19 protein-coding genes and 1 pseudogene are annotated in these 22,733 nt (G+C 68.8%); 12 read left to right on the top strand and 8 right to left on the bottom strand.

Features of this window, described 5'->3' with window-relative positions:
* Window positions 1-2: 2 nt before the first annotated feature.
* The 5 genes from ACZ5IK_RS23965 to fxlM all read right to left on the bottom strand — a co-directional run bounded on the left by ACZ5IK_RS23965 (window position 3) and on the right by fxlM (window position 6,873).
* A complete protein-coding gene (locus tag ACZ5IK_RS23965) occupies window positions 3-983 on the bottom strand; it encodes a thiopeptide-type bacteriocin biosynthesis protein (protein WP_465489690.1) in 981 nt (326 codons plus the stop codon).
* A complete protein-coding gene (locus ACZ5IK_RS23960; RefSeq protein WP_465489689.1) occupies window positions 965-2,170 on the bottom strand; it encodes a lanthionine synthetase C family protein in 1,206 nt (401 codons plus the stop codon). The genes ACZ5IK_RS23965 and ACZ5IK_RS23960 overlap by 19 nt, the downstream gene beginning before the upstream one ends.
* Window positions 2,167-5,307 carry a lantibiotic dehydratase gene (locus tag ACZ5IK_RS23955; RefSeq protein WP_465489688.1) on the bottom strand — a complete coding sequence of 1,047 codons (3,141 nt, stop codon included), beginning with the start codon at window positions 5,305-5,307 and terminating at the stop codon, window positions 2,167-2,169. The genes ACZ5IK_RS23960 and ACZ5IK_RS23955 overlap by 4 nt, the downstream gene beginning before the upstream one ends.
* Window positions 5,308-5,397: 90 nt before the next feature.
* Complete coding sequence (locus ACZ5IK_RS23950) at window positions 5,398-5,583, bottom strand: FxLD family lanthipeptide (protein ID WP_465489687.1); 186 nt, start codon at window positions 5,581-5,583, stop codon at window positions 5,398-5,400.
* Window positions 5,584-5,595: 12 nt separating this feature from the next.
* Complete coding sequence (gene fxlM, locus ACZ5IK_RS23945; protein WP_465489686.1) at window positions 5,596-6,873, bottom strand: methyltransferase, FxLD system; 1,278 nt, start codon at window positions 6,871-6,873, stop codon at window positions 5,596-5,598.
* Window positions 6,874-7,983: 1,110 nt separating this feature from the next.
* Between fxlM and ACZ5IK_RS23940 the strand changes: the two genes are divergently transcribed.
* The 6 genes and pseudogenes from ACZ5IK_RS23940 (at window position 7,984) to ACZ5IK_RS23915 (ending at window position 14,005) form a co-directional block, all read left to right on the top strand.
* Window positions 7,984-8,679, top strand: a complete 696-nt coding sequence (locus ACZ5IK_RS23940; protein ID WP_465489685.1) for a hypothetical protein — start codon at window positions 7,984-7,986, stop codon at window positions 8,677-8,679.
* Window positions 8,680-8,684: 5 nt separating this feature from the next.
* Window positions 8,685-9,908, top strand: a complete 1,224-nt coding sequence (locus ACZ5IK_RS23935; protein ID WP_465489684.1) for a M20 family metallopeptidase — start codon at window positions 8,685-8,687, stop codon at window positions 9,906-9,908.
* A 372-nt stretch (window positions 9,909-10,280) separates the two neighbouring features.
* Entirely contained in the window at window positions 10,281-10,637 is a 357-nt protein-coding gene (locus ACZ5IK_RS23930) for a histone-like nucleoid-structuring protein Lsr2 (protein ID WP_465489683.1), read from the top strand.
* Window positions 10,638-11,709: 1,072 nt separating this feature from the next.
* Window positions 11,710-12,744 carry a D-alanine--(R)-lactate ligase gene (gene vanA, locus ACZ5IK_RS23925; RefSeq protein WP_465489682.1) on the top strand — a complete coding sequence of 345 codons (1,035 nt, stop codon included), beginning with the start codon at window positions 11,710-11,712 and terminating at the stop codon, window positions 12,742-12,744.
* 2 nt (window positions 12,745-12,746) lie between these two features.
* Window positions 12,747-13,146: pseudogene (locus tag ACZ5IK_RS23920) on the top strand (M15 family metallopeptidase); the annotation flags it as partial.
* A gap of 604 nt (window positions 13,147-13,750) precedes the next feature.
* A complete protein-coding gene (locus tag ACZ5IK_RS23915; RefSeq protein WP_465489681.1) occupies window positions 13,751-14,005 on the top strand; it encodes a hypothetical protein in 255 nt (84 codons plus the stop codon).
* Window positions 14,006-14,014: 9 nt separating this feature from the next.
* Here the strand turns inward: ACZ5IK_RS23915 and ACZ5IK_RS23910 are convergent, their stop codons facing one another.
* Window positions 14,015-14,464, bottom strand: a complete 450-nt coding sequence (locus tag ACZ5IK_RS23910) for a hypothetical protein (protein WP_465489680.1) — start codon at window positions 14,462-14,464, stop codon at window positions 14,015-14,017.
* 228 nt (window positions 14,465-14,692) lie between these two features.
* Here ACZ5IK_RS23910 and ACZ5IK_RS23905 point away from each other — a divergent pair, with 228 nt between their 5' ends.
* Window positions 14,693-14,908 carry a recombinase gene (locus ACZ5IK_RS23905; protein WP_465489679.1) on the top strand — a complete coding sequence of 72 codons (216 nt, stop codon included), beginning with the start codon at window positions 14,693-14,695 and terminating at the stop codon, window positions 14,906-14,908.
* A 147-nt stretch (window positions 14,909-15,055) separates the two neighbouring features.
* Here the strand turns inward: ACZ5IK_RS23905 and ACZ5IK_RS23900 are convergent, their stop codons facing one another.
* Together ACZ5IK_RS23900 and ACZ5IK_RS23895 are read right to left on the bottom strand one after the other, a co-directional pair.
* Window positions 15,056-15,475, bottom strand: a complete 420-nt coding sequence (locus ACZ5IK_RS23900; RefSeq protein ID WP_465489678.1) for a suppressor of fused domain protein — start codon at window positions 15,473-15,475, stop codon at window positions 15,056-15,058.
* 352 nt (window positions 15,476-15,827) lie between these two features.
* Window positions 15,828-18,599 (bottom strand): hypothetical protein, encoded by a 2,772-nt coding sequence (locus tag ACZ5IK_RS23895; protein ID WP_465489677.1) that lies wholly within the window; start codon window positions 18,597-18,599, stop codon window positions 15,828-15,830.
* A 1-nt stretch (window position 18,600) separates the two neighbouring features.
* On the opposite strand from ACZ5IK_RS23895, the gene ACZ5IK_RS23890 reads away from it, so the two are divergent.
* From ACZ5IK_RS23890 to ACZ5IK_RS23870, 5 genes are all read left to right on the top strand, one after another.
* Window positions 18,601-18,855, top strand: a complete 255-nt coding sequence (locus ACZ5IK_RS23890) for a hypothetical protein (RefSeq protein WP_465489676.1) — start codon at window positions 18,601-18,603, stop codon at window positions 18,853-18,855.
* 445 nt (window positions 18,856-19,300) lie between these two features.
* On the top strand, window positions 19,301-20,287 hold the full coding sequence (locus ACZ5IK_RS23885) for a hypothetical protein (protein WP_465489675.1): 987 nt from the start codon (window positions 19,301-19,303) through the stop codon (window positions 20,285-20,287).
* 95 nt (window positions 20,288-20,382) lie between these two features.
* The gene (locus ACZ5IK_RS23880) at window positions 20,383-20,796 is read left to right on the top strand and encodes a hypothetical protein (RefSeq protein WP_465489674.1); all 414 of its coding nucleotides are present in this window, start codon (window positions 20,383-20,385) and stop codon (window positions 20,794-20,796) included.
* Window positions 20,797-20,937: 141 nt separating this feature from the next.
* Window positions 20,938-21,405 (top strand): hypothetical protein, encoded by a 468-nt coding sequence (locus ACZ5IK_RS23875; RefSeq protein ID WP_465489673.1) that lies wholly within the window; start codon window positions 20,938-20,940, stop codon window positions 21,403-21,405.
* Window positions 21,406-21,503: 98 nt separating this feature from the next.
* Window positions 21,504-22,733 (top strand): DUF7779 domain-containing protein (locus ACZ5IK_RS23870; RefSeq protein ID WP_465489672.1); only part of this gene is annotated, 1,230 nt, incomplete at its 3' end.

Here is a 22,733-nt window from a genome sequence, read left to right as displayed (position 1 = left end):
GGTCAGGTCCGGGGCAGCAGGGCCGCGGTCGCCGCACGGGCCAGGATGCCCTGGCTGGTGGCCGAAAGACCGAACCGGTTCCAATGGAAGATCACCACGTGGGTGAGGATCGCCCGCAGGCCCCGGCCGAGGTGCCCATCGGCGGCGGCGTGACCGAGTTTCCGGCCGGCGGTGCTGTAGGCGGCGACCCACGGCGCGGCGTGCGCGGCCAGCCCGCCGGGGGCGAACAGCGCGCGGTCGGCCAGGTGGGGAATCGACAGGAGCGCCCGCATGTCGTCGGTCAGCGTCGCGATGCGCGCTGTGTCGGCTTCGGCGGGGGCGGGGCGCAGCCGGGCGACCCGGTCGAACACGTCGCCGCGCTCGAACGCGTCGAGACCGGCGGCGCGCATCAGCCCGCTCAGCAGCAAGATCGACAGCTCTCGGCGGCCGAGGCCGGGAGTGTCGTGGCGCAGATAGTTGAGTACGCCTGCGCTGTCGGCACAGAACAGGTCGTGAACGGTCTCCAGCCCGGTCTGCCCGCCGAAGGCTGCGGTCTCCGGCTCGTACAGCGTCGGCCACCAGCGCACGATGGCCCCGGCGCTGGTCAACTCGTCGAGCACACGGTCGACGGCCGGTGTGTCCGCGCGCAGCAGCCGGAGTCGCCAGCAGGGGTGTTTGCGCAGGAACCACCAGCCTGCCAACGCCTTGTCAGCGTGGAGCTGGTCCAGGGCCGGTCCGAGTGCCGTGGCGCCGACCGTCTCCGCGGCCGGCCAGTCGGTGAACTGGACACGGACCTGATACCAGTCATCGTCGGTCTGTCGTTCCAGCGCTGCGAGCCCGGCGGCCTGGTAGGTCCGCACGGCATCGCCGAGGTGGACCGGGTCCAGGGCGTGGCGAGCCGCCGCGGTGTCTGGGTCGGTACCGGCGAGCACCGCGAGCACAGCGGCGGTGATGCCGCTGGGCGCGGTCGTCTCGTGTGGGGTGGTCAGGTGATCAGCAGGCATGCGTCCCATCCGGTGTGAGGTGGCGTGCTGCGCCGGGCGGTCTCGAGTGCGAGGTCCACTCCGGCGCGTCCGGTCAAGAACCCGCCCGCGGCCGTGCTGTCGTCGTCCCTGTGACCGAGCGACCGTGCGTGCTGGTCGAGCCGCTCGGCCACGGCGGTGAGACGGTGGGGGAGGGCGGGGTCGCGGGCGTCGAGGCAGGCGCGGTAGGCGGTCTGGTAGACCCCGGCGATGCCGTGGCACAGTCCCGGTTCGGTGATCCGGTCGAGCTGGGTGTCGGTCAGGTTCGCCGCCAGAGTGTCCTCGGCGGCTTCCTGGCGGTGTGGATCGTCGGTGGCGAGGGCGGCCAGTTGCTGGGCGCGGGCGATGCCGACCGCCCCGTAGCACCACGCGGCGCGGCCGGGGTGAGAGTGGGCGGGTCGGCCCGTGCGCAGCTCTGCGCGGGTGATCCACTGCGGCCACCACGGTCCGTCCGGCCCGACTTGTCGCCACCGGTCGAACCACTGTGTGAGCACGGCGATCGCGTCGTACTGGCCGTCGACCACGCGACCGCTGCGGGTGGCCAGGGCGAGGAAGGACAGCACCCCGGCCGCGCCGTGGGCCATGCCGAAGTTCGCGTGCCCGCCGGGGGTCGGCAGGATCTCGTCCGGGGCGTGTCCCACCCACCACCCCGGTAGTTCGACGCCGTCCTCGTGGCGCGGCCGGGTCACCACCGTGACCAGGTACCGCAGGATCTGCGCCAGTTCGTCGCTGCCGGGGTGGTGGCGCAGCAGCAGAGCGCCGATGCCGGTGAGCCCGTAGAACAGGTCGTACTCGGCGAAGGTGGCGGGTTCACCGCGGTCGATCCGGGTGACGGCGGCGGTCAGGCGACGCCGGGTCAGGCGCAGGACGTGCTCGTCGATCGCCTGGCTTGCCGTGCGGTAGCGGGGGTGGCGGTCTGCGGCGGCGTGCAGCAGGAACGCGACCGCGGGCGCGCCGTAGTACAGGCCGGTGTGGTCGGCGGCGTCGACCGGCCCGGCTGCGACCCGGCGGATGTGGTCGTGCGCGGTGGTCCAGCTGCCGGTACCGGTCCAGGCGCGTTCGACGTGCAGCAGCGCAATCCCGATCGCGCCGCGGGCCAGGGACTGGCCTGCCACCTCGTCGAGGGTCAGCGTCACCTCGTCGCCAGCTGGGTTCGGGGTGGGCGTCACCGGGCACCGGCCAGCGCGAGGAGGCGCAGAGCTACCGCGCGGGCGAGGCGTCCGGTCTCCTTCTCGAAGGCCGGATCGACGCCGACGGCGCGGACGTGGTGCTCGTGCAGCAGCGTGCGCAGCACGACGCTCGGCTTTCGCCCCTGCCGGGCGAGGACATCGTGATAGCCGTGCAGCGCGGTGTCGCGGGCGCACCACGCGGCGGCGACCGTGTCACCGCCGGATTGTGCGCGAATCGCGCGGTACTGCCGGCCGGGGTCGGCCACCGCGAGCGCGTGGTCGCGCAGCTCCCGGTCCAACGGTCCGTGCTCCTGCGGCAGACATTCGAGCAGTGCTCGGTATCCGGTCGGTGGATCGGGCGCGAAGGACGCGGCCAGGTGCGCCATCGACACCGCGGCCAGAGCCTGGGCGGGAATCCCGGACGTCTGCGCTGTGGCGAGCTGGGCGATGGCGGCCGCGGTGTCGGTGGTGAACACCTGCTCGGCCGCTATGAGTGCGGGGCCGTCGCCGTAGCGGGCGGGGTGCTGCGGCGCCGGGGCAAAGGTGAGCCGGTCGGGAAGTCCGCGGGAGTCAAGGTCTGCCGCGAACGCGGCCAGACGGGCCGCGACGGCTCCGTAGTGCCGCGACCCGGTCAGGCGCAGGTACACGGCGAGGTGCTGATCGGTCTCGGGGCGGATCATGTCGCGGTGCCGCCGCACCCACCACGACGCGATCAGACTGTCCGGATCACGTGGGTCGTGGAGTTCGGCGACGAACCGGGGCAGGTGGGCGGTGAGGATGTCGTCGAACCGTGCCGGGTTGCCCGCCAGTTGCGCGTGCACCACGGTCGAGTCACCGGGCTGGAGGTCGGCACCAGGGGCCGCGGTGGCGGGCAGCGGCCGTGCGGGCGGGGAGATCGCGGTCATCGGAATCAGCAGCTCCGCCGGTCGCCCGATCCAGCCCTGGGCGTCGTGCGGGCCGTCCTCGTTCAGTTCGACCCGGCCGGTTCGCGTCAGGTGGGTGCGCAGCAAGGCGCGGTCGAGTGCCTGGCCGAGGTCCAGGGGCAGGCGCAGCTCCCCGTGGACCAGAACGACCCGGGCGGGTACCCGCCATCGTTGCCGCCATGCCCGCAACGCCTCCGGTCCGGCGTGGGGTCCGGCCGAGGCGTCGAGGTCGGCATTGGTAAGGATCCAGCGGGCGGCGGCGAGCACGGTGCGCCGGTAGCGGATGCGGGGCACGTAGGGCAGGACGCGGGCGGCGCCGAGATCGAATCCGCGGAAGACGGCGCTGCGGGCGTCGGCGACCTCGGCGAGGAACCGGGCCAGCGGCGGGCTCTGCGCGGCGGTGTCCAGAGCGTGCGGAATCCGAGGGATCACCCGCCGGCCGCTGGAAACCTGTACCAGGTACAGCTGCTCGGCGTCTGCGGTGACCGCCAGGTCGTCCACCCCGACGACGGTGAGGTCCGGGCGCGCCGGATCTGGGTGCTCCGACAGCGATACGAGGTCGCCGAGCAGCGGCGGCACCCGCACCACGTTCTCGTTGTGCGGGCGGCGCGGCGGAAAGGACACCTGCACCGCCACCGTGTCTGGTGCGGTCTGGTCCGCCGGAGGCTGCGCTGGGCCCACGGCGTAGGTCGCGGCCAGCCGGGTGCGGTCGGCCGGCTCGAGCAGGTAGGCGAACCGGCCGGCCATGCTGGTGTGCGCGGGCGGCGCGGCGGTGACACGGAGCTGGAACTCGCCGCGGTCGATCGCCGCGGTCGACGTGGCGTGCACTTCGACACCCAGCTCGATCCGCTCGGGCGGGACGGCGTCGGTGTGCACCCCGACGGTCAGCGCCTCGATGTCGGTGTCGGTCAGGTCGATCTCCGGCGCTCCGGTCAGGGTGGCCTGCTGGATCAGCGCCAGGAGTGCGGAGTCGCGGTCGGTCAGCACCCGCCACGCCGCCCGGGCTCGGGGCGCACCCAGGTAGCCGGCCGGGTAGCCGAGGCCGGAATCGGCGACCAGGTCCCGCACCGGCACCAGCGCACCAGGACCGTAACGGTCAAGGAACCGGGCTTGATAGTCCAGCCACGTCGCGGACCCGAACGGCTGCGTCGTGGTCCTCAGCAGCACGGTGGCCGCCCGCGCGGCCTCGTCGAATACCCGCTCGGGGAGGGTGATCCTCGCGTCGGCGCGCACGTCGGCGGCCAGCGCATGACCCGCTTCGGGTACCAGCGCCGTCATCCGGGCGGCGACCGTGGCCCGGATTTCCCTTGCCTGATCAGGATCTCTGGTGTTGTTGTGGCGGGCCAGTCCGGCGCTGATCGCGTCGAGCTCGTGCAGGAGGCCTGCGACGTCGTCGAGCACGCCCGCCCCGGCCGCGCGCAGGGCACGGATCAGTTCGGGCAAGGCACCGGTGCTGGTCATCGGCGGTCGCAGACCTGTGATCAGCACACCGGCGTCGACCATGCCATGCAGCAGCGTGCTGATCTTCGTAGGAGGCGCGGAGGGGAACTCGCCGGTCAGCTGGTCGGCGAGCGTGTGGAAGCGGACAGGCGTCGTGGCCGCGGCCAGGGCGAACCGCACCGGCCGGGTGAGCCGCACCGAGGACTCCCGCAGCGGCCCTGGCGTGGACGAGCCGACATTCGCGCGCTGGTGCACGATCACGCGCCCGTCGCGCACGAACCGCGCGTCGTCCGCCACGACCGTCAGGCGGGCGCGCAGCTCGGGGTGGCGTTCGAGCCGGTCGATCAGCGAGGTGAGCCATTCGCCGTCCGCCCGCGCCACGGCCTGATGCCGGGTACCCACCTCGGCTATCGCGTGCCCGGCACCGGCTGCGGTGACCCCGGCGAACAGGCCGAACGGCGTCGCCCGACGTTGCCAGCGCAGCAGGTAGGTCGCCACGGACACCACAAGGCGGCGCAACTGCTTCTCGGTACAGGAGACGATTCCGCCGTCGAGGAGCTGATCCAGGCGCGCACCGAGGACAGGGCTGGCCAGCGCCACGGCGTCCCGCACCTCCGGGCGCGCCCACACCTTCACCAGCCACGCACGGCCCTCGTGCTCCACCGCGGCCGGGTCCGCCGTATCCAGCCGCGTCGGCAGGTCGAGATCGCCGGGATCGGTGGTGACGCGGGCAAGGACAAAACCCGTGTGCTGATAGCGCGGGGACACGGTCATAGCGATCGGCTCTCCTCACCCGGTCACGATCAGCACAGCGCGTGGCCGTCGGCGCCCGTAGTCCAGGCTTGGGCGCCGACGGCGGGGGGGTCAGTACGGGTTGTTCGAACCCGTACTGCACGCGCTGGTGTCACAGGTGTTGCCGCACCCGTCACTCGTGTCGCACGTCATGATCACCAGCCGGGTGGTGGACTCCACCACCCGCATGTCCAGTTCGAACTCCGCATCGTCGACCACGTCAACCTCGGCGTGCTCGCCTGCCAGTGCTGCCGACATTCGCTTCACTCCTCACTTCTCGGGGTTGTCCAGAGCACCCTGGGCACCAGCGGCAGACGCCACGGGTGACCAGGAGATCGTGGCCACGCCGTGCGCTTTGACCAGCACCGCGGTGCCCTCGCCGAACTCGGGCCGGTCGGACCCGGCCGGCCAGTAGGTGAAGGTGGGCCTGATGTTGCGGGCATCGCGATCCCAGGCCTGGATCTGGTCGACCATCGCGGTGGCGGCGTCGTCGCCATGTACTCCGTAGGCACGCGCGCCGAACTCGACCCCGTCACCGCCGGGAAGGGGCCGCACCGCCAGGTAGGCGAACGAGTCACCACGCACCCCACCGAAGGGGAACCAGCCTTTGCGTTCGGCGGCCAGGTCGGTGCCCTCGTCCACGGCCAGCTTGCAGAAGCCGGGCAGGAACGCGGCGAGCCACAGGTGCAGGTCGGCGAAGGACACGCCATGCTTGATCGTGACGCCGGACCAGGCCTCGGTTCGCTCGGTCGCCAGCACCCCGTCCAGCAGGTTCACCCCAGCCGGTACGTCGCCCTCGAAACGCAGCTTGACGTGGTGACCGTTGCGGTCCGGCAACAAAAAGACCCGCTCGTCGAAGGCACCCTCGCCCTGCATCGCGACGAACCCGGCCACCTCGGCCGAGGTACTCACCAGGTGATCACCCTCACGGAGGAAGCCGATCACCCGGGTGATCCCGTTCATCCGCAACGGAACGACGATCGTGCCGCCCTCGGACAGGGCCGCAAGCCACGCAGGCGCCAGATCCCAGGCCCCGACGGTCACCAGGATCGCGTCGACCGGCTCGTCCAGCCCCGGCAGCAGGTTCTCGGCGTCAGCCAAGATCACGTCGACCCGGTCGCCGTATCCCGTCTGGTCCAGCAGGTCGCGAGCGCGGTCGGTCACTTCCGGGTCGATGTCCACGCTCACCACCCGGCCGTCTGAACCGACGATCTCGGCCAGCAAGGCGGCGTTGAACCCGCCGGACCCGATCTCCAGAACCCTCATGCCCGATCCGAGTCCGGCCTGCTCGATCATCCGGGCCTGGATGAACGCGGCGCTGGTGGAGGAAATGATCACGCCGTCCGCGTCGCGTTTGATCGCGACCGAGTTGTCGACGTTGTACGTGACGTCTAGCGGTGTGCCCTCGGCGACGAACAGGTGCCGGGGCACCGTGCGAAAGGCCTTCTCCAGCACCGGTGAGGTGATCATTTTCTTCGCCAGAAGTGTGTCGACCAAGGTATCGCGGAGTTGTGCGGCGCTGACATCGTCGTGTCGGAGTGTGTTCACGTGACTACCCTCTCAGAGGAGGACGACAGTGTGAGTTTGCAGGCGTCGCGGCGGCAGGGGCGTGCCCGCTGGCGTGGGTCGCGGGAGGGCCGCCGGCGGCGATCAAGTGCCGGTGGGCGGCTGTCCAGACCGTGCAGGGATGGCGACGGGGCCGAATCCATCCCGAACACTGCGTGCAGCGGGCCGTGATCGTCGGGTTCATGTGCGGCCAGCACGCTTCGCCAGCCCGCGGTCAAACGGGTGATCTCAGTGCTGGACAACGCAGCACGGGACTGCAGGTCCCCGTCAGTAGCGAGCTTGTCGAGGTAGTCGAGGCGCCCAAGCACGGCATCGTGCAAAGTCGAGTACAAGACCTCATCCATGTCGGTTACTCCTCATCGATGACGTCAGACGGCCTCTGCGCGGATCGCGCGCAGTGAATGCTGTGGTCCGGCCCGCAATGGGAGATTCGTTGCCAGCACTGGGCACACGGCTAATCCGGGTCCGGGAATGTCGACCAGGCCGTCGGTGCGCTGAGCTCGCACAGATTCCTGGGCGAGGTTGTTGATCCCTTCGGCGGTACCTCGACCGGACACGATGGCGAATCCGGCTACGAAGCCCGCCAGGCCGTCGACGGAATCAGTCGACGGGGCCGGGGTGGGTGGTGAGCCGGGTCGAAGTTCAGTTCGCATCCGACCTCCTCGCACGCTCGTGTCTCAGTGGGTGTGCTCACCATCACGCGCCGTGCCGCTGCAGCCCATGCCGTCTCGTACGGCTAATTGTCCGTTCGTTGCCCGTTCCCTTCCCCGTACGCGACGACAACCTCCACGTCAGGCCAGGGAACTCTGCGTCAAGACTGAGTGCATGGGATCAGGCGTCAGCCAGCCGGAATCACCCGCTCGCCGGAGCGCTGCCAGTGTGGACCGCGCCGTGCGCAGCTGAGGCGGGCGGAAGCCCTAACCTGATAGCCAGGCTGAGGCGGAGGTGAGGACACTGTCTAGGAGTCGCCGGGCACCACGTCGCGAGACCGGCGAGGTCTCCCCGCTGCGCCGCGCGCGGCAGGCGATTCCCGCCACGCTGGAACAGGTGTGTGCTGATCTGGACACACGATCACCACACGGCAGTTCCGGGGTGACACCGAGCAAACTGTCCAGCTGGGAACGCGGCGTTGTCGTCACCAGCATCAAGTATCGGGCGTTGTTGTCCGATTACTACGGTGTGCCGCCGGAGCGGTTGTTCGCTCATCAGGACCGGCGCCTGAGGGCCCCGGCGGAGTCACCGCACTTGCTGGTCGATCATCGGGAGCTGAGCGCGGCGATGATCGACGTGGTCCAGGGGGCGGAGAAGTACCTGGTCGTCCTGGGATCGCGCTCGCGGGACGCCGCTTATCTCGAGGCGATCGAGATGGTGCTCGCCGACCGGCCCGAGCTGGTCCACTACCGGGTGCTGTTCGGTGCGCCCCGCCATCAGGTCCTGAGCGAGCACCTGCAGCGTCTCGTGTCCGTGCGCGATCCGCGGGACCGCAGCTATGGGTTGAAGACGCTGCACATCGGCGTCATCGAGGACGACCCGAGCATGCCGGAACGGTTCTTCTGCGCGTCCGAATCCATGGCGGTGGTCCCGATTCCGTCGGTCACCTCCGCTGAGGCGTTCGACAGCGCGATGCAGTTCGGGCCCGCCGTCGCCTCGCGCTACGTCGATCACGCCCGCGAATGCTACGCCGCGTCACGCAAGGTCGAGACGCTCACCGACCTGCGTACTCTGCACCCTATGCCACGGCTCGAACACCAGAAAGACGTTCCAGCCCAGCTTGATGGAAGGAGGTGACCACGATGAGCGGCATGCCCGCGAACTCCGATGTCGGCGACATCCTGGCCGCGGCCGAGCAGGACCTCCTGTCAGTCATCGAGCTCACCCGGGAGCTGGTCGCCATCCCCAGCCGCGGCGGGATCGACCCGTACGAGCCGATCTTGACCCACCTGGGCACGTGGCTGCGAGAGCACGGTGTCGACGCCGGGACACTACGGGGCGAGCACGGCGAGCCGGTCGGTCTGGTCGCCGAGGTTCACGGCGCGAAACCCGGACCCCGGTGGGTTCTCGACACGTGCCTGGACACCGCGCCGTTCGGCGACGAGTCAGCCTGGACCCACCCGCCGACCTCCGCCCATATCGATGACGGCTGGATGTGGGGGAGAGGCACAGCCGACTCCAAATCCGGTGCGGCGATCTTCTGCCACATCGCCGCCCGCCTCACCGCCACCATCGAGCAGCTCACCGGGACTCTGGTGCTGCTTTTCGACGTCGATGAGCACACCGGCGGGTTCGCCGGCGCCACACGCTACTTCGAGGGACCCGACGCACCCGGCGACGTCGCCGGGGTCATGATCGGCTACCCCGGCATGGACAAGCTCGTCGTCGGCGGCCGCGGCGTGCACCGTGTCCGGCTCGACGTCCGCGGAGTGTCCTCGCATTCCGGTGGGCGGGCCAGCACACCCAACGCCATCGGTAAAGCCGCCGACCTCATCACCCGGCTCGACGCCGCCGGCCTGCCCGACCGTGTCAGCCCGGGATTCGGGCTCGCTCCCAAACTGACCGTGACCGCGATCAACGGCGGCCAGGGCTTCTCCGTGACCCCGGATCTCTGCCAAGTGAACGTGGACATCCGGACCACACCCGCCTTCGACGACGATGCCGCTGCCGCGCTGATCAAGCAGACGGTCACCCAGATCGACGACCGCTGGCCCCAGACACCGGCCACGGAAATCATCCTCGACACGCAATGGCCGCCCTTTTCACTCCCCGACACCTCCGTCCTGCGGACGGCGATCCTGGACGCGGCCCACGACATCGACATCCCAGTCGAACCCAAAATCGCGGGCCCCTCGAACATCGGCAACTACCTCGCCGGGCTGAACATCCCCGCCACCGCGGGCTTCGGCGTCGTCCACATCGGTCTGCACGCCACCGACGAACGCGCCCGCCTCGACACCATCCCCGCGGTTCAGGCCGTCTACCACCGAGCCGTGCTCACGCTCCTCCAGCCACACGGGCGGTAGACACGTGGTGCACGCGAGCCAGAATGCCGAACCGGTACGGAAGCAGCCCCACACATGACCCGCGGCCGAGCTTCGGTGCGCCAGCCGATTCTGTCATCCGCGACGCTTGAGCCACGCGCGAGCGGGGCGTCTCATTGAACCGAAACTGCTTACGGCAGGGGATTCCGCGATCGGCCCCGTCTGGAGTCAGTTTCCCGTGCGACCGCTGCCAGTGGCTATGTCCCTCCGCCGCTTTGTGGCGTCCCGGTCTGCCGACGATATCCCTTGTGGACAGCGGCGGCGATGTTATCGCGGAACGCGGGTGTCCTGTGTAAGTTCGAATACAGCCGCGTACTATTCGCGGTTCGATATGTCGATTCTGGAGGACATGGCGTGGCACAGCAGGTGTTGGTGAGTCTTGTCGATGACATCGACGGGACCGAAGCGGAAGAGACCGTGGAGTTCGGTCTGGACGGCGTGTCGTATCACATTGATCTCTCCGGCGAGAACGCCGAGGAGCTTCGCGACGCACTGGCACAGTACGTCGAGCACGCCCGGCGGGCCGGTGGCCGTAAGCGCCGGGCGACTCCCGCGGCGGCCGCGGTTTCGGGGGCAGCTAAGCCTGCGACAGTGTCCGATCGTGAGCAGAATCAGGCAATCCGTGGCTGGGCACGGAAGAACGGGTTCGCCGTGTCCGATCGTGGACGGATCCCGTCCGAAGTCGTTGAGGCGTATCACGAGAAGAAGTAGTCCAGGCGTGCCGTGACCGGCCTTCGACAGGGAAAGACAAGGCTGGTTCCCTGTCGAAGGCCGGTCACTCGTGGCACCGGGCTCGGGCAGATCCGGTTGTCCGGAGTGAGCACGCGACCCGGTCGGTACGGGTACGCATCGGACGGTGCTGATCCTCGCGGCCGAACCCGGTCCGTCGTCGCCCGCGCCGAGGGTTCGCCTCCTCGTGCCGGCGGGGTGGGGAGCGCCGGTGGAGGGACCCCACACGACTGATGCGCCGTTGTCCGGGATACTGGAATGGCCAGGCAGGGGCGAACCACGGTTCGGCGATCACGGTCACGGCGTCGAGCCCCACCTCACGGAGAGGGCAGGGGCGATGAGTGGGACGAGTTCACATCCCGTCCTCACGACCCGCCCCGCCTGGCGCTCACCACCACGTGCGTTGTCCTCCAAGTCGGATCGCAGCACCTTCCTAACATCGGCTTTCCGAGCCGGGCCGCCCTCCGCCAGGAGAAACGATGTCCCGCACTGCGGCGCCCGGCAGCGAGCCACACCGACAACCCCGCTCGAGACCGAACTCCACGGCCGAAATGATCAGCTCAGCACTGAACTGCACGACCTGAAATCGCGCCACACCGAGGCGTGCCACGAGCGCGACGAATGGCGGAACACCACGCACACCCTGCTGCGAGCCATCCAAGTCCTGAGATTGGAAAACGCGCAGCTACAAGCGGAGAACCGGGTGCTGACGCGACAACGCGACGACGCGCGAACCGGCTCGGCCACTGGCCTGCTCACGGTACCGCCACTGTCCGCAGCGGTTCGGTGGGATAAGTCAGCCGACCAATGATCGCGACCACCAGAGGCGTCCGGGTCCATCGTGCTGCCCCACGATGGGTCGGCGACCTCCCTTCTCGGCTCGGTCCGGCGGCAGGATCACTCCATTTGCGACAGTGAGGTCACCGTAACCCGAACAGGCTTGATCACCACCGCACTGGCCCGCCTGCACCCCAGCTGACCACCGATCACGCGCTGCAGGATAGTGTGGAAAACAAGCTCCTTAATTGCCTGAATTTCGAAAAGGGGAGGCATCATGGCTAGGTTGAAGCTCGGCATCTTGTTCGGCGGTTCGGGCGAGGAGCACCTCGTCTCCGTCAAGTCGGCGCGTGAGGTGGCCAAGAGCCTCGATACGGCCAAGTACGAACCGTTCTGGATCGGCATCACCCGCGACGGCGCGTGGAAGCTCTGCGACGGCCCGGATGGGGACTGGGAAAGCGGCGACTGCCGCCCGGTCGTGGTGTCGCCGGACCGGAGCACCCGCGGCTTGCTGGTGCTGGACGAGGGTAAGTACGACTCGATCGGCCTGGATGTCGTGCTGCCCGTGCTGCATGGCAAGTTCGGTGAAGACGGCGCGATGCAAGGCCTGCTGGAACTTTCTGGCATCCCCTATGTCGGCTGCGATATCCCGAGTTCCGCAGTGTGTATGGACAAATCGCTGACCTACACCGTGGTCAGCAACGCCGGAATCGCCACCCCGAAATTCTGGATCGTCGACTCCGACGCGGATGTCGACCCCGACCAGCTCAACTACCCCGTTTTTGTGAAGCCGGCCCGGTCCGGTTCCGCCTTCGGGGTCAGCAAGGTGTCCAGCAAGGAAGAACTGTCCGCAGCGCTGACCACTGCCCGGGAATACGACGCGAAGGTGCTGATCGAGGAAGCAGTGGTCGGCAGCGAGGTCGGTAGCTCCATCCTGGGTAATGGTTCAGATTTGCTGATCGGCGAGCTGGACCGGGTGGTGCTCACGCACGGATTCTTCAAGATTCACCAGGAAGCCTCGCCGGAAACCGGCTCCGAGAACTCCTCGTTCGTTTGCCCCGCCGATATCTCCGACGAGTCGCGCGATCTGGTGAAGGAAACCGCGAAGGCCATTTACCGCGCGCTGGGCTGCCGCGGTCTGGCTCGGGTGGACCTGTTCGTTAAGGAAGACGGCAGTGTAGTGCTCAACGAGGTGAACACCCTGCCGGGGTTGACCTCCTACAGCCGTTACCCGCGGATGATGAAGGCCGCTGGCTTCTCGCTGACCGAGGTGATCGATCGGCTGGTGTCGTTGGCGCTGGCCGACAAGTGACCATGCACGAGAATTTCACCTTCGTTGACGAGCTGTTCACGGGAATTCGCCGGGACGCCCAGTACGCCACATAGCCGTCCACCAGCAAGCCGGTGGACGGGTATGTGGTCGGCCAACCGGATTGTCGGCACGAAAGCGCTGTGCGCGGCCCTGAACAAGGCGCAGGAACACGCTGTCGAGCTCGGTTTCGGACTGCTGCTCTGGGACGGTTACCGGCCGCAGCGCGCGGTGGACAATTTCGTCCGCTGGGCGCAGCAGCCGGAAGACGGTCGCAAGAAGCAACGGCACTACTCGAACATCGACCGCTCAGTTCGGGCCGCCGAGCGCGACGATCAATCCGCCCTCGTCGACAGCGTTGGCACCGCTCACTGCCGGACTGGTCGTATGGCGACTGCCCTCGGGCTCAGGTGGTCGAGGCATGGCAGCTTGTGCCGTTGTGTGCAGTTCGTTGAGAGGGTCTCGGACGAATTCGACGGCGAGATCCTGGTCATCCACGAGCAGCTCCTTCAATCGATCTCTATCGACAGCGGACAGTGCAACTCCCACGAGTTCGACGAGCGTGCGCCGATCCCGCCGGCAGAGCCAGCTGATCAGGTCGACCACAGCCTGCTCCCGGCCGTCAGCCCGCTCGAGCTCGGTAAACCGCGCAGTCAGCTCGACCACCTCGTCACACTGTCGTCGAAAGCCATGACTCAGACGGTCCCGGTTGCGCATCGGCACCGGAAGACACCCGATCAGGTGGGCATGTCGTGGCGGCGCGCTACGCGCGTGGCAGCGTGTGAGGCAGGCGCCGGAGCGCCAATCGGTTCACTCGATCGGCGCGTTCTTCCGTGAGATCGGCTCATGACCGGTAAAGTCCCGCGGTCGACATCTGTGAGAGGGCCTCGGAATGCCCGATATCCGCGCGTCGACCGGGCGGTCGAGCGATGACGACTGACACGACCACACGCAAGCCCGTTTCTGCTGAGGTGCAGATGGCCTGGTCCTGAGGGGTCATAATGGCGGAGTGGGTGAATCCAACGCGCCGAAAGTCGAGTGGGTGGTCAAGCTTCCGAGCTGGCCGCCGGCGAAGGAGGACCTCGCGCGCCTCGTCGATGCCGACGGCGGTCGGGACGACGCCGAGAACTCCTACTACGAAGCCTTCGCGGACCCCGGCTTCGTCCGGGTTGAGGCGGCGCAGCGCCGGTTCCGCGGCCAGTACCTCCGGCGGCTACGACGCCGGGCAGGGTGGGCTGACCGCGCGATCGCGTCCAGCGATTGATGCCTAACGCTAGTCGTTCTGCACTGGGTGCAGGATCGGGTTGATCCCGACGAGCATGGCTGTCAATTGGTCGACGCCGCAGTGCGTCTGCTCATCAGAGTCTCGCGCCAGCGCCTCGCACTCCCTCACAGCGGTATCCCGGTCGCGAGAGAACACCCCGAACACATCGAGCACCGCTGTGTCGATCCAATCGGCGTGGTTGGGATCAGCGGCGGCGAGCGCGGAAGCGATCACCGCGAGCCCAGCCGAGTCCTGACGCCGCAGCAACGCCTCAGCCGTCGCACGCGTGACGAAGGTGTCACCGGCATCAAGCACGAGCCCCAGTAGCGGCGCCCTGGCCTCGGGCATCTCGGCGAAGCTGGCCAGGCCGCGCCCCGCGTCCGCCCTATCGCGATGGTCGACGCTTCCCGCAAGCCTGATCAGCGCGGCCACCGCGGCGATCCTGGTCTCGTTGCTCATGGCCGCATTCTCTCGCGACCAAGGCCCGGAAGCCCATTGAGTTTCCGCTGCGTCCGAGGGGCGAACACGGCCCGCAGGTTCGCGATCTGCTGGACTGTGACAGTGCCACGACACGCCCAGCAGAAATGCCTCGTGCAGATTTCCTCGGTGACAATGAGTCACAGCACTGGTCGCGCAGTGCCCAACCCGCTTCAAGATCATTTCGGTTAATCGTGTTTGCGTTGCCCGATGCTCGCCATAAACCCGAAAATGCTGCCCCGCCTCGACGAAATCGAGGAAGACCTGCTGGCCCGCCGAGCCCGCGCCGAACACGAGGCATGGCTCGGAGAGGTTGAAGGCATCGACCTCACCCTCACCTTCCGCCGGCAGAAACGCCAGGAGACCAAACGACTGGCCCGCATCGCGCCGGTCGAGCTCGGTATACCCGTCATCGCAGCGCCATGATGACCCGAGTTCCCGCCGGGCCGTTTGCCCAGCGCCAGCTGGCATCTAGCAGAAAACGACCGGCCCGAACCATGCCGGTGAACACCCGCTTCGCGGCATGAGAGTGCGTTGACGCAACAGTGGCACGCCTTGCGGGTCTGACCAGTGTCAAACGGCCGATGCCCGGTAGAGGTCGAGGATGTCGGTCTCGCGGGACTCCCAGACGTCGTAGAGCGCTGCGGGGTCGTCATCGTGTTCGCGCACAAACTCGAACTCGCTGAGGGTGCACGGGAGCAGGGTTACGAAGCGCAGCGTAGGCTCGCTTCGATCGTCGTGGTAGAGGTCGAACTCCTTGTCGGCGAACGGGTGTGGGGCGGCGAGCAGGAACGCGATGCCGGTGCCAGGGATGAGGGGTTCGGCGTTGACGTAGCCGCCGCCGTAGGCGTAGCCGCGTTGGCGCTCGATCGCTTCGCTGGCGATGACGTGCGCGAGATATCCGGCTTCGTCCTCGTGTTCAGGCACGGCAGATACGACGAACTCTTGAGGCAACGAGGCGTCGATCTGCTGGAACCGCACTCCAGTGGTCACCGCGGAGACCATTCGCTGCCGCGGGTGCGCGTGAAAGCCGAGGGCGAAACCCGGTTGCGCCCATCTGGCCCCTGCGGGCTCTGCCCGTGAGTCACCGGGCCAAGATGGCGTTCGACGTGGGAACGCAGCCCTTCGTATCGCTTCGGGTCTGCGCGCGGAAAGCTCATCGCCTGATCCCAGGGAAGACGACATCCTGTCGCTGCGATGCGAGCGGGAACGTCAATGGATGCGGGTTGGAAGGGCCGACTCGCGCTTCGCTCACTGCTTCCGCGCCTCACTCATCACTCAGGAGAAAAGACGATGTGCGACGCACGTTCGCGGACGTCGGCGTCGGCGTGGTCGCGCAACGCCGTTACCAGCTCACGCCACGGACGCGACCATCCCGCTTGCGGGCCGGCCTGGCTCGCGATCTCGCTGCGAGCAACGCCTCCATCGGGTTTGCCGTAAGCGCCCGGGCAGCGCCGAACAGCTCGGGGCGGCCCGGATCGTGGCTGGCCAGCCAAGCCGCGAGCCGCTCCGCCACTTGCCAAGCCTGTGCGGGACGATCGGCGAGCGCGGCGATCCGGCGGAGAGCCGGCAGCAGGTCGCCGCGGCGGGGCAGGGCGCTGACCGCGAGCAGTAGCGCGTCCGTCCGGTACTCAGCGCTGACTGTCAGCGTCATGGACAGCCGTTCCGCCGCAGCGCACATCGCTTCGCCGCTGACGTCCAACCGTGAAGCGAAGCGGGCGAGGAAGAGACGAAGTCGTTGCCGCGCTGGCTGGTCCCGGTCGGCGACGACCACGTCAGCCATCTCGAGGAGCGTCGTGACCACGTCGTGCACTGGCGCCGGATCACCGGTGATCGCGCACGCGGTGAGCACCGCGTCGACCGCGTACCGCCACGTCCCGATACTGGTCAAATCGCCGATCAGGGTGACCACCGCAGCAGGCCCTTCGCGGTCCCAGACGCTCCACGCGGGCCAGGCAGTCAGGCCAATCCGCGCGGTGTCCGCGTCGGCGCTGCCGGCCACGGTTCGCACCAATGCGCCGTAGCGCGCGCGGTGCTGCTCGGCGATGGTCAGCGGGTCAGCTTCGGTCGCGGCCGTGGCGACCGCGGTCATCGTGGTCGCTTCGGTGAGCCATTGCCACGCGCGTTCGTCGTCGAGCAGCCGGCGCGCGGCCGACACGATGGCGCGACGGAGGTCGCGGTGCAGCTCCGGATCCGCCCACAGCGCGGCCAGGTCGACGGCCGCGCCCGGCACGCGGTGCTCGGCGAGCAGCCGGACCGCCTCCTTGCGCGAGGTCACCTTCTTGCCGGCCAGCACCGGCCGGAGCACGGCACCCAGTTCGGCCGGCGGGACGGTCCTGGCAGCCCGCCCGGCCGCATACACCGCGACCCGGGCGCGCTCGGTGTCGGCGTAACCGAGCAAGATGCCCAGCGCCTCGCCCGGCCGATCGGTCCGGGCCAGGCCCTCCAGGGCGGCCTCGACCACAGCGACTTCGCCGTCCTGGAGGAACGGCTCCACGTCTTCGATGCGGGCGCCGGGCAGACAGGCCAGGCGCCGCACGGAGGAGACCCGCTCCCAGACCGGCTTGCCGGGCGCGGTGGCGAGGTCGGCCAGCAACTCGGCATAGCGAGCGACCTGGCGCGGCAGCCAGTGCCGCAGCGACCCGCCGAAGACCGGCACCAGCCGGACACCGCGGGTGACAAACCGGCCGCGCGGCGGCCGGTCCAGCACGCGGTCGAGCAGGTCGGTCCGGCGCCCGCTGACCGCGTTCGCCACCGCGGCCACCGTGATCGTGGACGAGTCGCGCCGCAGTACCGCCTCGACGCGTTCATCGCGCGTCGCGGGCGGGGCTAGCCACAGCTCGAGGGCCCGCTGGACCGTGGTGTCCTGCGACGCGCCGGTCGCTTCGCCGACGATGGTCTGCAGGTCGGGCATCGTCCACGCCCGCCGGTGCAGTCCCGCGGCGAGCGACTGGGCCAGGTCGTAGCGGCCGGCGCGGGCGTCGGCGGTGATGCGCGGCCGCAGCGCGGACCACACGGCGAGCTCGGCGCCGTGAGGTAGGGCCCGGTCGAGCCGGTGCAGGGTGAGGGAGTGCGCGTGGCCGCCGGACAGCTCCAGTATCCGCAGGCCGCTTTCGACCAGGTCGGGTCGCATGGTGAGCGTGCCCTGGCGGACGAGGGTGACCGCTGTGGTGGCGACCGCTTGACGGGTACCCCACGACGCGTCCCTGGACTGAACGGCGTCGGTGGCCAGCTTGACCAGGATGGCCGGATCGGCCGACTGCAGCAGCCAGCCCGGAATCGCGGCGATGGCGGCGAGCGCGGCATGGCGGACCGGGTCCTGCTCGCTGGGCAGCCGGGGCAGCGACGACAGCAGGCCGACGACGACGTCCTGGTCCCGGGTCGCGGACGCCGCGCCGATCAGCAGCTGGTAGCCGAGGGCTCGCTCCGCGGCGGTCGGCCGGGCGGTCTCGGCGCGCAGGAGGGTGCGCGCTTCCGGCCACGGCAGCCGGGCGGTCACCTGCCGTCGCAGATCGGGGTAATCGGCCACGGGACGGGTGGCGAGCAGCCTACGGGCCTGCTCGTGCCGGTACCGCCACGGCAGGACGTCGAGCAGCGTCATCGGCAAGCCGGCCTGCTGCAGGTTCCGTTCGCCCAACGCTCCACTCAGGACGGTGGCGCGCCGGCCAGGTGGGAGTCCGTGCAGCAACGCCGTCAATCGCCTCACGTCGGTGAGGCAGGTGCGCGCGAGCAAGGCGAGTGACTCGTCCGATGCCCGCCGCAGAGCGCGTTCGGCGCTCCGGCCCGGCTGGAACCGGATGTGCCGCGTGGGATCGGCGAGGATCGCGACGACCCGGTCCGGATCGGCGGCGATCGCCGTGGCCAGCCAGCTGTCCGCGCCGGCCGGGAGCCCGGTCAGCGGTCCCGAGCGCGCGAGCAGGTCGACGAGCTGGGCGGGGTCGTGCCGCACCAGCTGCTTCAGCGCGGGTCCGAAGCGCGCCCAGATGGCGTTGCGGCCGGCGTGGCCGGCTTCGGTCAGCCGGCGGCGCAGGTGCGCGAGGACGGCGGCGGAGTGCCGGCGGGTCAGGGCGGTGAGGTTGGGCACGGCGAAATCCAGTTCCGGCAGCAGGGCCGTCACCGTGTCGGCTTCGCATGCCGGTAGCACGGCGGGCGGCCTCGTGGTCACCGAAGCGTTCGCGCACCGAGGGCAGCAGCTCTTCGGCCCACTCGGTGGCACCGGTGGCACGCAGCGTGCGGTAGAGGGTGTGCCGCCAGGCGATGGGTGCGGCCGGGAGCGCGGCGGTGAGGACGTCGAAGTGGAGGCCGCGACGGGCGCAATGGTTCATGGCCGGACCGGCGACGCGGGCATCGGCCACGACGAGGCTACGGCGTAGGTGCGTGTCGTCGCCTGCAACGACGGCCATCATCACCGCCCACGTGCGTGGGAGTCCGGGGACGGCATCGAGCTCCGCGAGCAGGGCGGTGAGCTCCGGGGTACCGGCCAGCGCGCGTGCGGTGTCGGCGAGCGCCCGCCGCCGGTCCGGTGCGGCCAGCGGATCGATACGGGCGAGAAGGGCGCGCAAGTCCATTCCGGAGATTGTTCCCGATCATGGGGTGCACACCAACGCAATTCGGCGGGGTGGCCCGTCGTCGTGCGCGTGGGCGTTCGGTTGTGTGAGTGTTGCGTGCCAGGCCGTGCCGCGAACGCCGTCCGCACTTCGGCATGTGCGGACCACGTGTGTCCGGAAACCCGCTTGCGCCACACTGCAACGGTCGTAGTCTGCCTTGTTCCGCGCCAGGCGGACCCGCGACCGCGGCGACCGGACCGGAGAGTGTGGAGTGGACGAACGAACCCGAGACATCGTGCTTGGCCTGACGGCGAACCCGGCTTTGCCCGATCATCTGCGTGCCCGCTTGCCCGCCCGGCCCGCGGTACCACCGTGCGACACCACCTGGCATGTCGACAAGGACATCGAGCGAGCAGCTGATCCGACCACCTCGCTGGACGAGGTGACCACCCTGCTGGATCACGACAACATGGCGATTCGATGGACACTCGCAGACCGGCCGGATCTGCCTCTTGAGGCCCAACAACGGCTGGCGGCCGATCACATCCCCGGTGTCCGTGCCGGTCTGGCCGCCAATCCCGTGGTGGCGGAGCCGATCCTGCGCGAGCTGGCGAACGACGCATCCGCGGACGTACGACGCGGCGCGGCGCACAACCCGTCGGTCCCGCTGGACGTGCTCACATACCTGGCCGAGTCGACCAAAATTGGGCCGGTCGGGTTGCCCCGCGTTACAGCGGCCACCGACGACGAGCTGCGTCTTCTCGCAGCGTCACCGTCTCCACGAGTACGGATGCTGGTCGCCCAGCGCACCGCGCTTCCCTCAGACGTCTTCGAACTTCTCGTGGCAGACGACAACATCCATGTCGTCAAAGGGATCGCCCCGCACCCCGCCCTGCCCGCGAACCGGCTACGGGCACTCGCCGCACGGCACGGACCGAGCCTGTTCCCCAGGTTGGCGACGAACCCCAACTGCGACCCTGAGCTGCTGCACCACATGGCGTGCCACGCCACCGCACGGCGGGCGTACCGCGCGGTGGCCGAACACCCGAACAGCCGCGCCGAGACCCTGCTGCTGTGCCTCGGAGACGACACCGCGCGACGATGGGCCGCAGAACACCCGAACCTGCCGACCGACATCCTGATCGAACTCGTGAACGACCCAGACCTGGCCAGGCACGCGGCCGCCAACCCTGCACTACCCATCAAAGTGATGGAGTCGTTGATCGCTACGAACCACGGGAATCTTCCGGACAGCTGATTCCCCGAACGCTCATCGGCATGAGCGCGCTGGGCCGCTCAGAGGGGTGAGCAGGGGATCGTCCACGAACCGGTGTCCCGAAGTACCCTCACAGCATGTCCCACCCCGTGACCCGAGCCTCGTTCAAGCACGCCTTGCTGCCCATCGCCAACCCCCGTGAGCTGCCCGCTCCGCAACGGTTGTGGACCGACTCGGAATGGGAGCAGATCAAGCTGGGGCTGCAGGAGAAGGACATGGACGACAAATGGGTGGCGCTGGTCGAAGGCGACCAGCTGTCCATCTATCGCGCCGGAGTCGGGCAGTGCGTCTACGACGCCGTCTTCACCCCTTGCGAAGGTGGTTACCGCATCACCACGGCCCGGACGGGGAATGGCCGCGACGAGCAGTCAGAACTGCACAGAGCCTTCCTCGAACTGCTGATCACCGGCCACATCCTGCACTCGCCTGACAATGATCTCTGGGCCAGATTCACCACCCTGGGCGGGATCCGCGCCCTCTTCGGTTCCTGACGCCCGACGCCGAGCAGTAGGTGCCGGCTCCCCGACGAGGGGCTTAACGTCGCGACGCGGAAATCGTCCCTCTTTCCCGTTAACATTCTTCCTGTCGGAGCGACCTACATCGAGGATCCGTCGAACCGGCTGGGAGGCTACGTGAGCGGCGTCGAAGTCGTGGTTGGGTTCCTGATCGCTTGGCTGGTGCGTCGTGCGAAGCACGTGGGCGAGCGGTTCGAGGGAAAGGTCGACGCCACGTTGGATGCAAGCCTCGACAAGCTGCACGACGTGGTGGCTCGCAAGTTGGGCGGCGACCCCGCCTTGGCCGTCCTCGAAAACGAGACCACCGAAACCGGCGAGGCCACGGCGAGGACCAAGACGAGGGTCCAGCTCACGCTGGAGGAAGCCGTCGAAGGCGACGAGACCTTCGCCGCCGAGCTCGCGGCTGCCGTCAACGAGATTCAGGGCCGTCCCAGGGCGGTCGCGGCAGATCAGGCCGTCGTCGTAGCAGGAGGGGTAAGTGCGACCGATGGCGGAATCGCGATCGGTGGTGTCACGGGCGGCTCGGTCGGGGTCAATGTCCCGGAGCCTCCGGACCCTTTGGAGCCGACGCGAAGCCAGGGCTGACCGCGTCCGGCGTCTCTGCGCCCAACCCGCTCATAGAGGCCCACCGGCTCGGTAACGCGTTCGGCCGGGTCGGTCAAGTCATCGTCAATCAGACGCTCATGGCCGCGGCTTCCCGCACGCTGGCCGACCGAGTGGTCAGTCCTCAGGTCGGAGGTCTTGTTCGCGTGGTCGGGCGCGAAGACGAGCTGGCCCGGCTACGAGCCGCTCTGACGACCGGCCGCACACCCGTGGTCCGCATTCTGTGCGGCATGGGAGGTGTCGGCAAGACAACCTTGGCCCGTGCTTACGCCCAGCGACACCTGGGCGACTACCAGGTCGTTTGGTGGATCCGAGCGGAAGATCCCGCTGCCGTCGACGCCGAATTCCGCGGTTTGCTGGAGTTCCTCCTGCCACCGGACGAGGCCGGCTCCATCCGTGACGCCCGGTCTGCGGCCTTGATTCTGTTGGCCCGCTGGCAGAGCCCCTGGCTGCTCATCCTGGACAACGTGGCGGATGCCGCTGCCGCGCAATCTCTCATACCCGGCGCGGGTAACGGCCATGTGCTGATAACTAGCCAGTCCGGTCACTGGCCGGCCGAGGACACTGTTCTGCGGGTCGGCGCCCTCATGCCGACCGGGGCGATCGACCTGCTTATCCACCTGTCGCTGGACACCGACCGGGAAAGCGCCGAAAGGCTGGCCGCCGAGCTGGGCTGCCTCCCCTTGGCACTCAGCCAGGCAGGATCGTTCACCCGCGCCAACGGCATCGACCTCGCCGGCTACTGTCGGCTCTACCGGGCGCGGTTCCGCGAACTGAACGCCGATGCCAGGCCGCCCGATTATCCTCACACCGTGGCTACCACCTGGCAGCTGGCGATCGGACGGCTCCCGCCGAGTGCGGCGGCGTTACTGAACCTCCTTTCCTTCTATGCTTCCGATGCGATTCCGCTTTCCTTGCTGCTTGCCGGGGTTCCGCAGACGATCGATTTGCCCGCCGCGATCGGACCACAGCTGCGTCCATTGCTCGCCGATGAGCTGACCAGGCACCGCGCCATAGGTGCGCTGTACGGCCACAGTCTGATCACCGGCTCCGGGACGGACAGCGTCACGGTCCACCGTCTGGTGCAAGCCGTGACCCTGGACCGGCTCCGTACCCTGTCCGAGGTCGGCGCGTGGGCCGAGGCCGCCCATTTGCTCGTCGTCGCGGCGATCCCCGCGCGTGATTCCGTGACCGCCGCAAGCCTCAGCACCTGGAACATCCTCCGTACGCACGTTCGCAAGCTCCTGGAGGTCGTGCCACTTGAGCAGACCGGAGTCCAGGCCACGCGGCGGGACCTCGCTTATTGGACC

The sequence above is a fragment of the Amycolatopsis sp. NPDC031561 genome (assembly GCF_055580625.1).
This window is presented reverse-complemented; position numbering and strand designations above follow the sequence as displayed.

Bases quoted from the DNA above. Each gene is read 5' to 3' on its own strand.
- ACZ5IK_RS23965 (WP_465489690.1), bottom strand. From the start codon at position 983: ATGCCTGCTGATCACCTGACCACCCCACACGAGACGACCGCGCCCAGC.
- ACZ5IK_RS23955 (WP_465489688.1), bottom strand. From the start codon at position 5,307: ATGACCGTGTCCCCGCGCTATCAGCACACGGGTTTTGTCCTTGCCCGC.
- ACZ5IK_RS23950 (WP_465489687.1), bottom strand. From the start codon at position 5,583: ATGTCGGCAGCACTGGCAGGCGAGCACGCCGAGGTTGACGTGGTCGAC.
- ACZ5IK_RS23935 (WP_465489684.1), top strand. From the start codon at position 8,685: ATGAGCGGCATGCCCGCGAACTCCGATGTCGGCGACATCCTGGCCGCG.
- vanA (WP_465489682.1), top strand. From the start codon at position 11,710: ATGGCTAGGTTGAAGCTCGGCATCTTGTTCGGCGGTTCGGGCGAGGAG.
- ACZ5IK_RS23910 (WP_465489680.1), bottom strand. From the start codon at position 14,464: ATGAGCAACGAGACCAGGATCGCCGCGGTGGCCGCGCTGATCAGGCTT.
- ACZ5IK_RS23905 (WP_465489679.1), top strand. From the start codon at position 14,693: ATGCTCGCCATAAACCCGAAAATGCTGCCCCGCCTCGACGAAATCGAG.
- ACZ5IK_RS23880 (WP_465489674.1), top strand. From the start codon at position 20,383: ATGTCCCACCCCGTGACCCGAGCCTCGTTCAAGCACGCCTTGCTGCCC.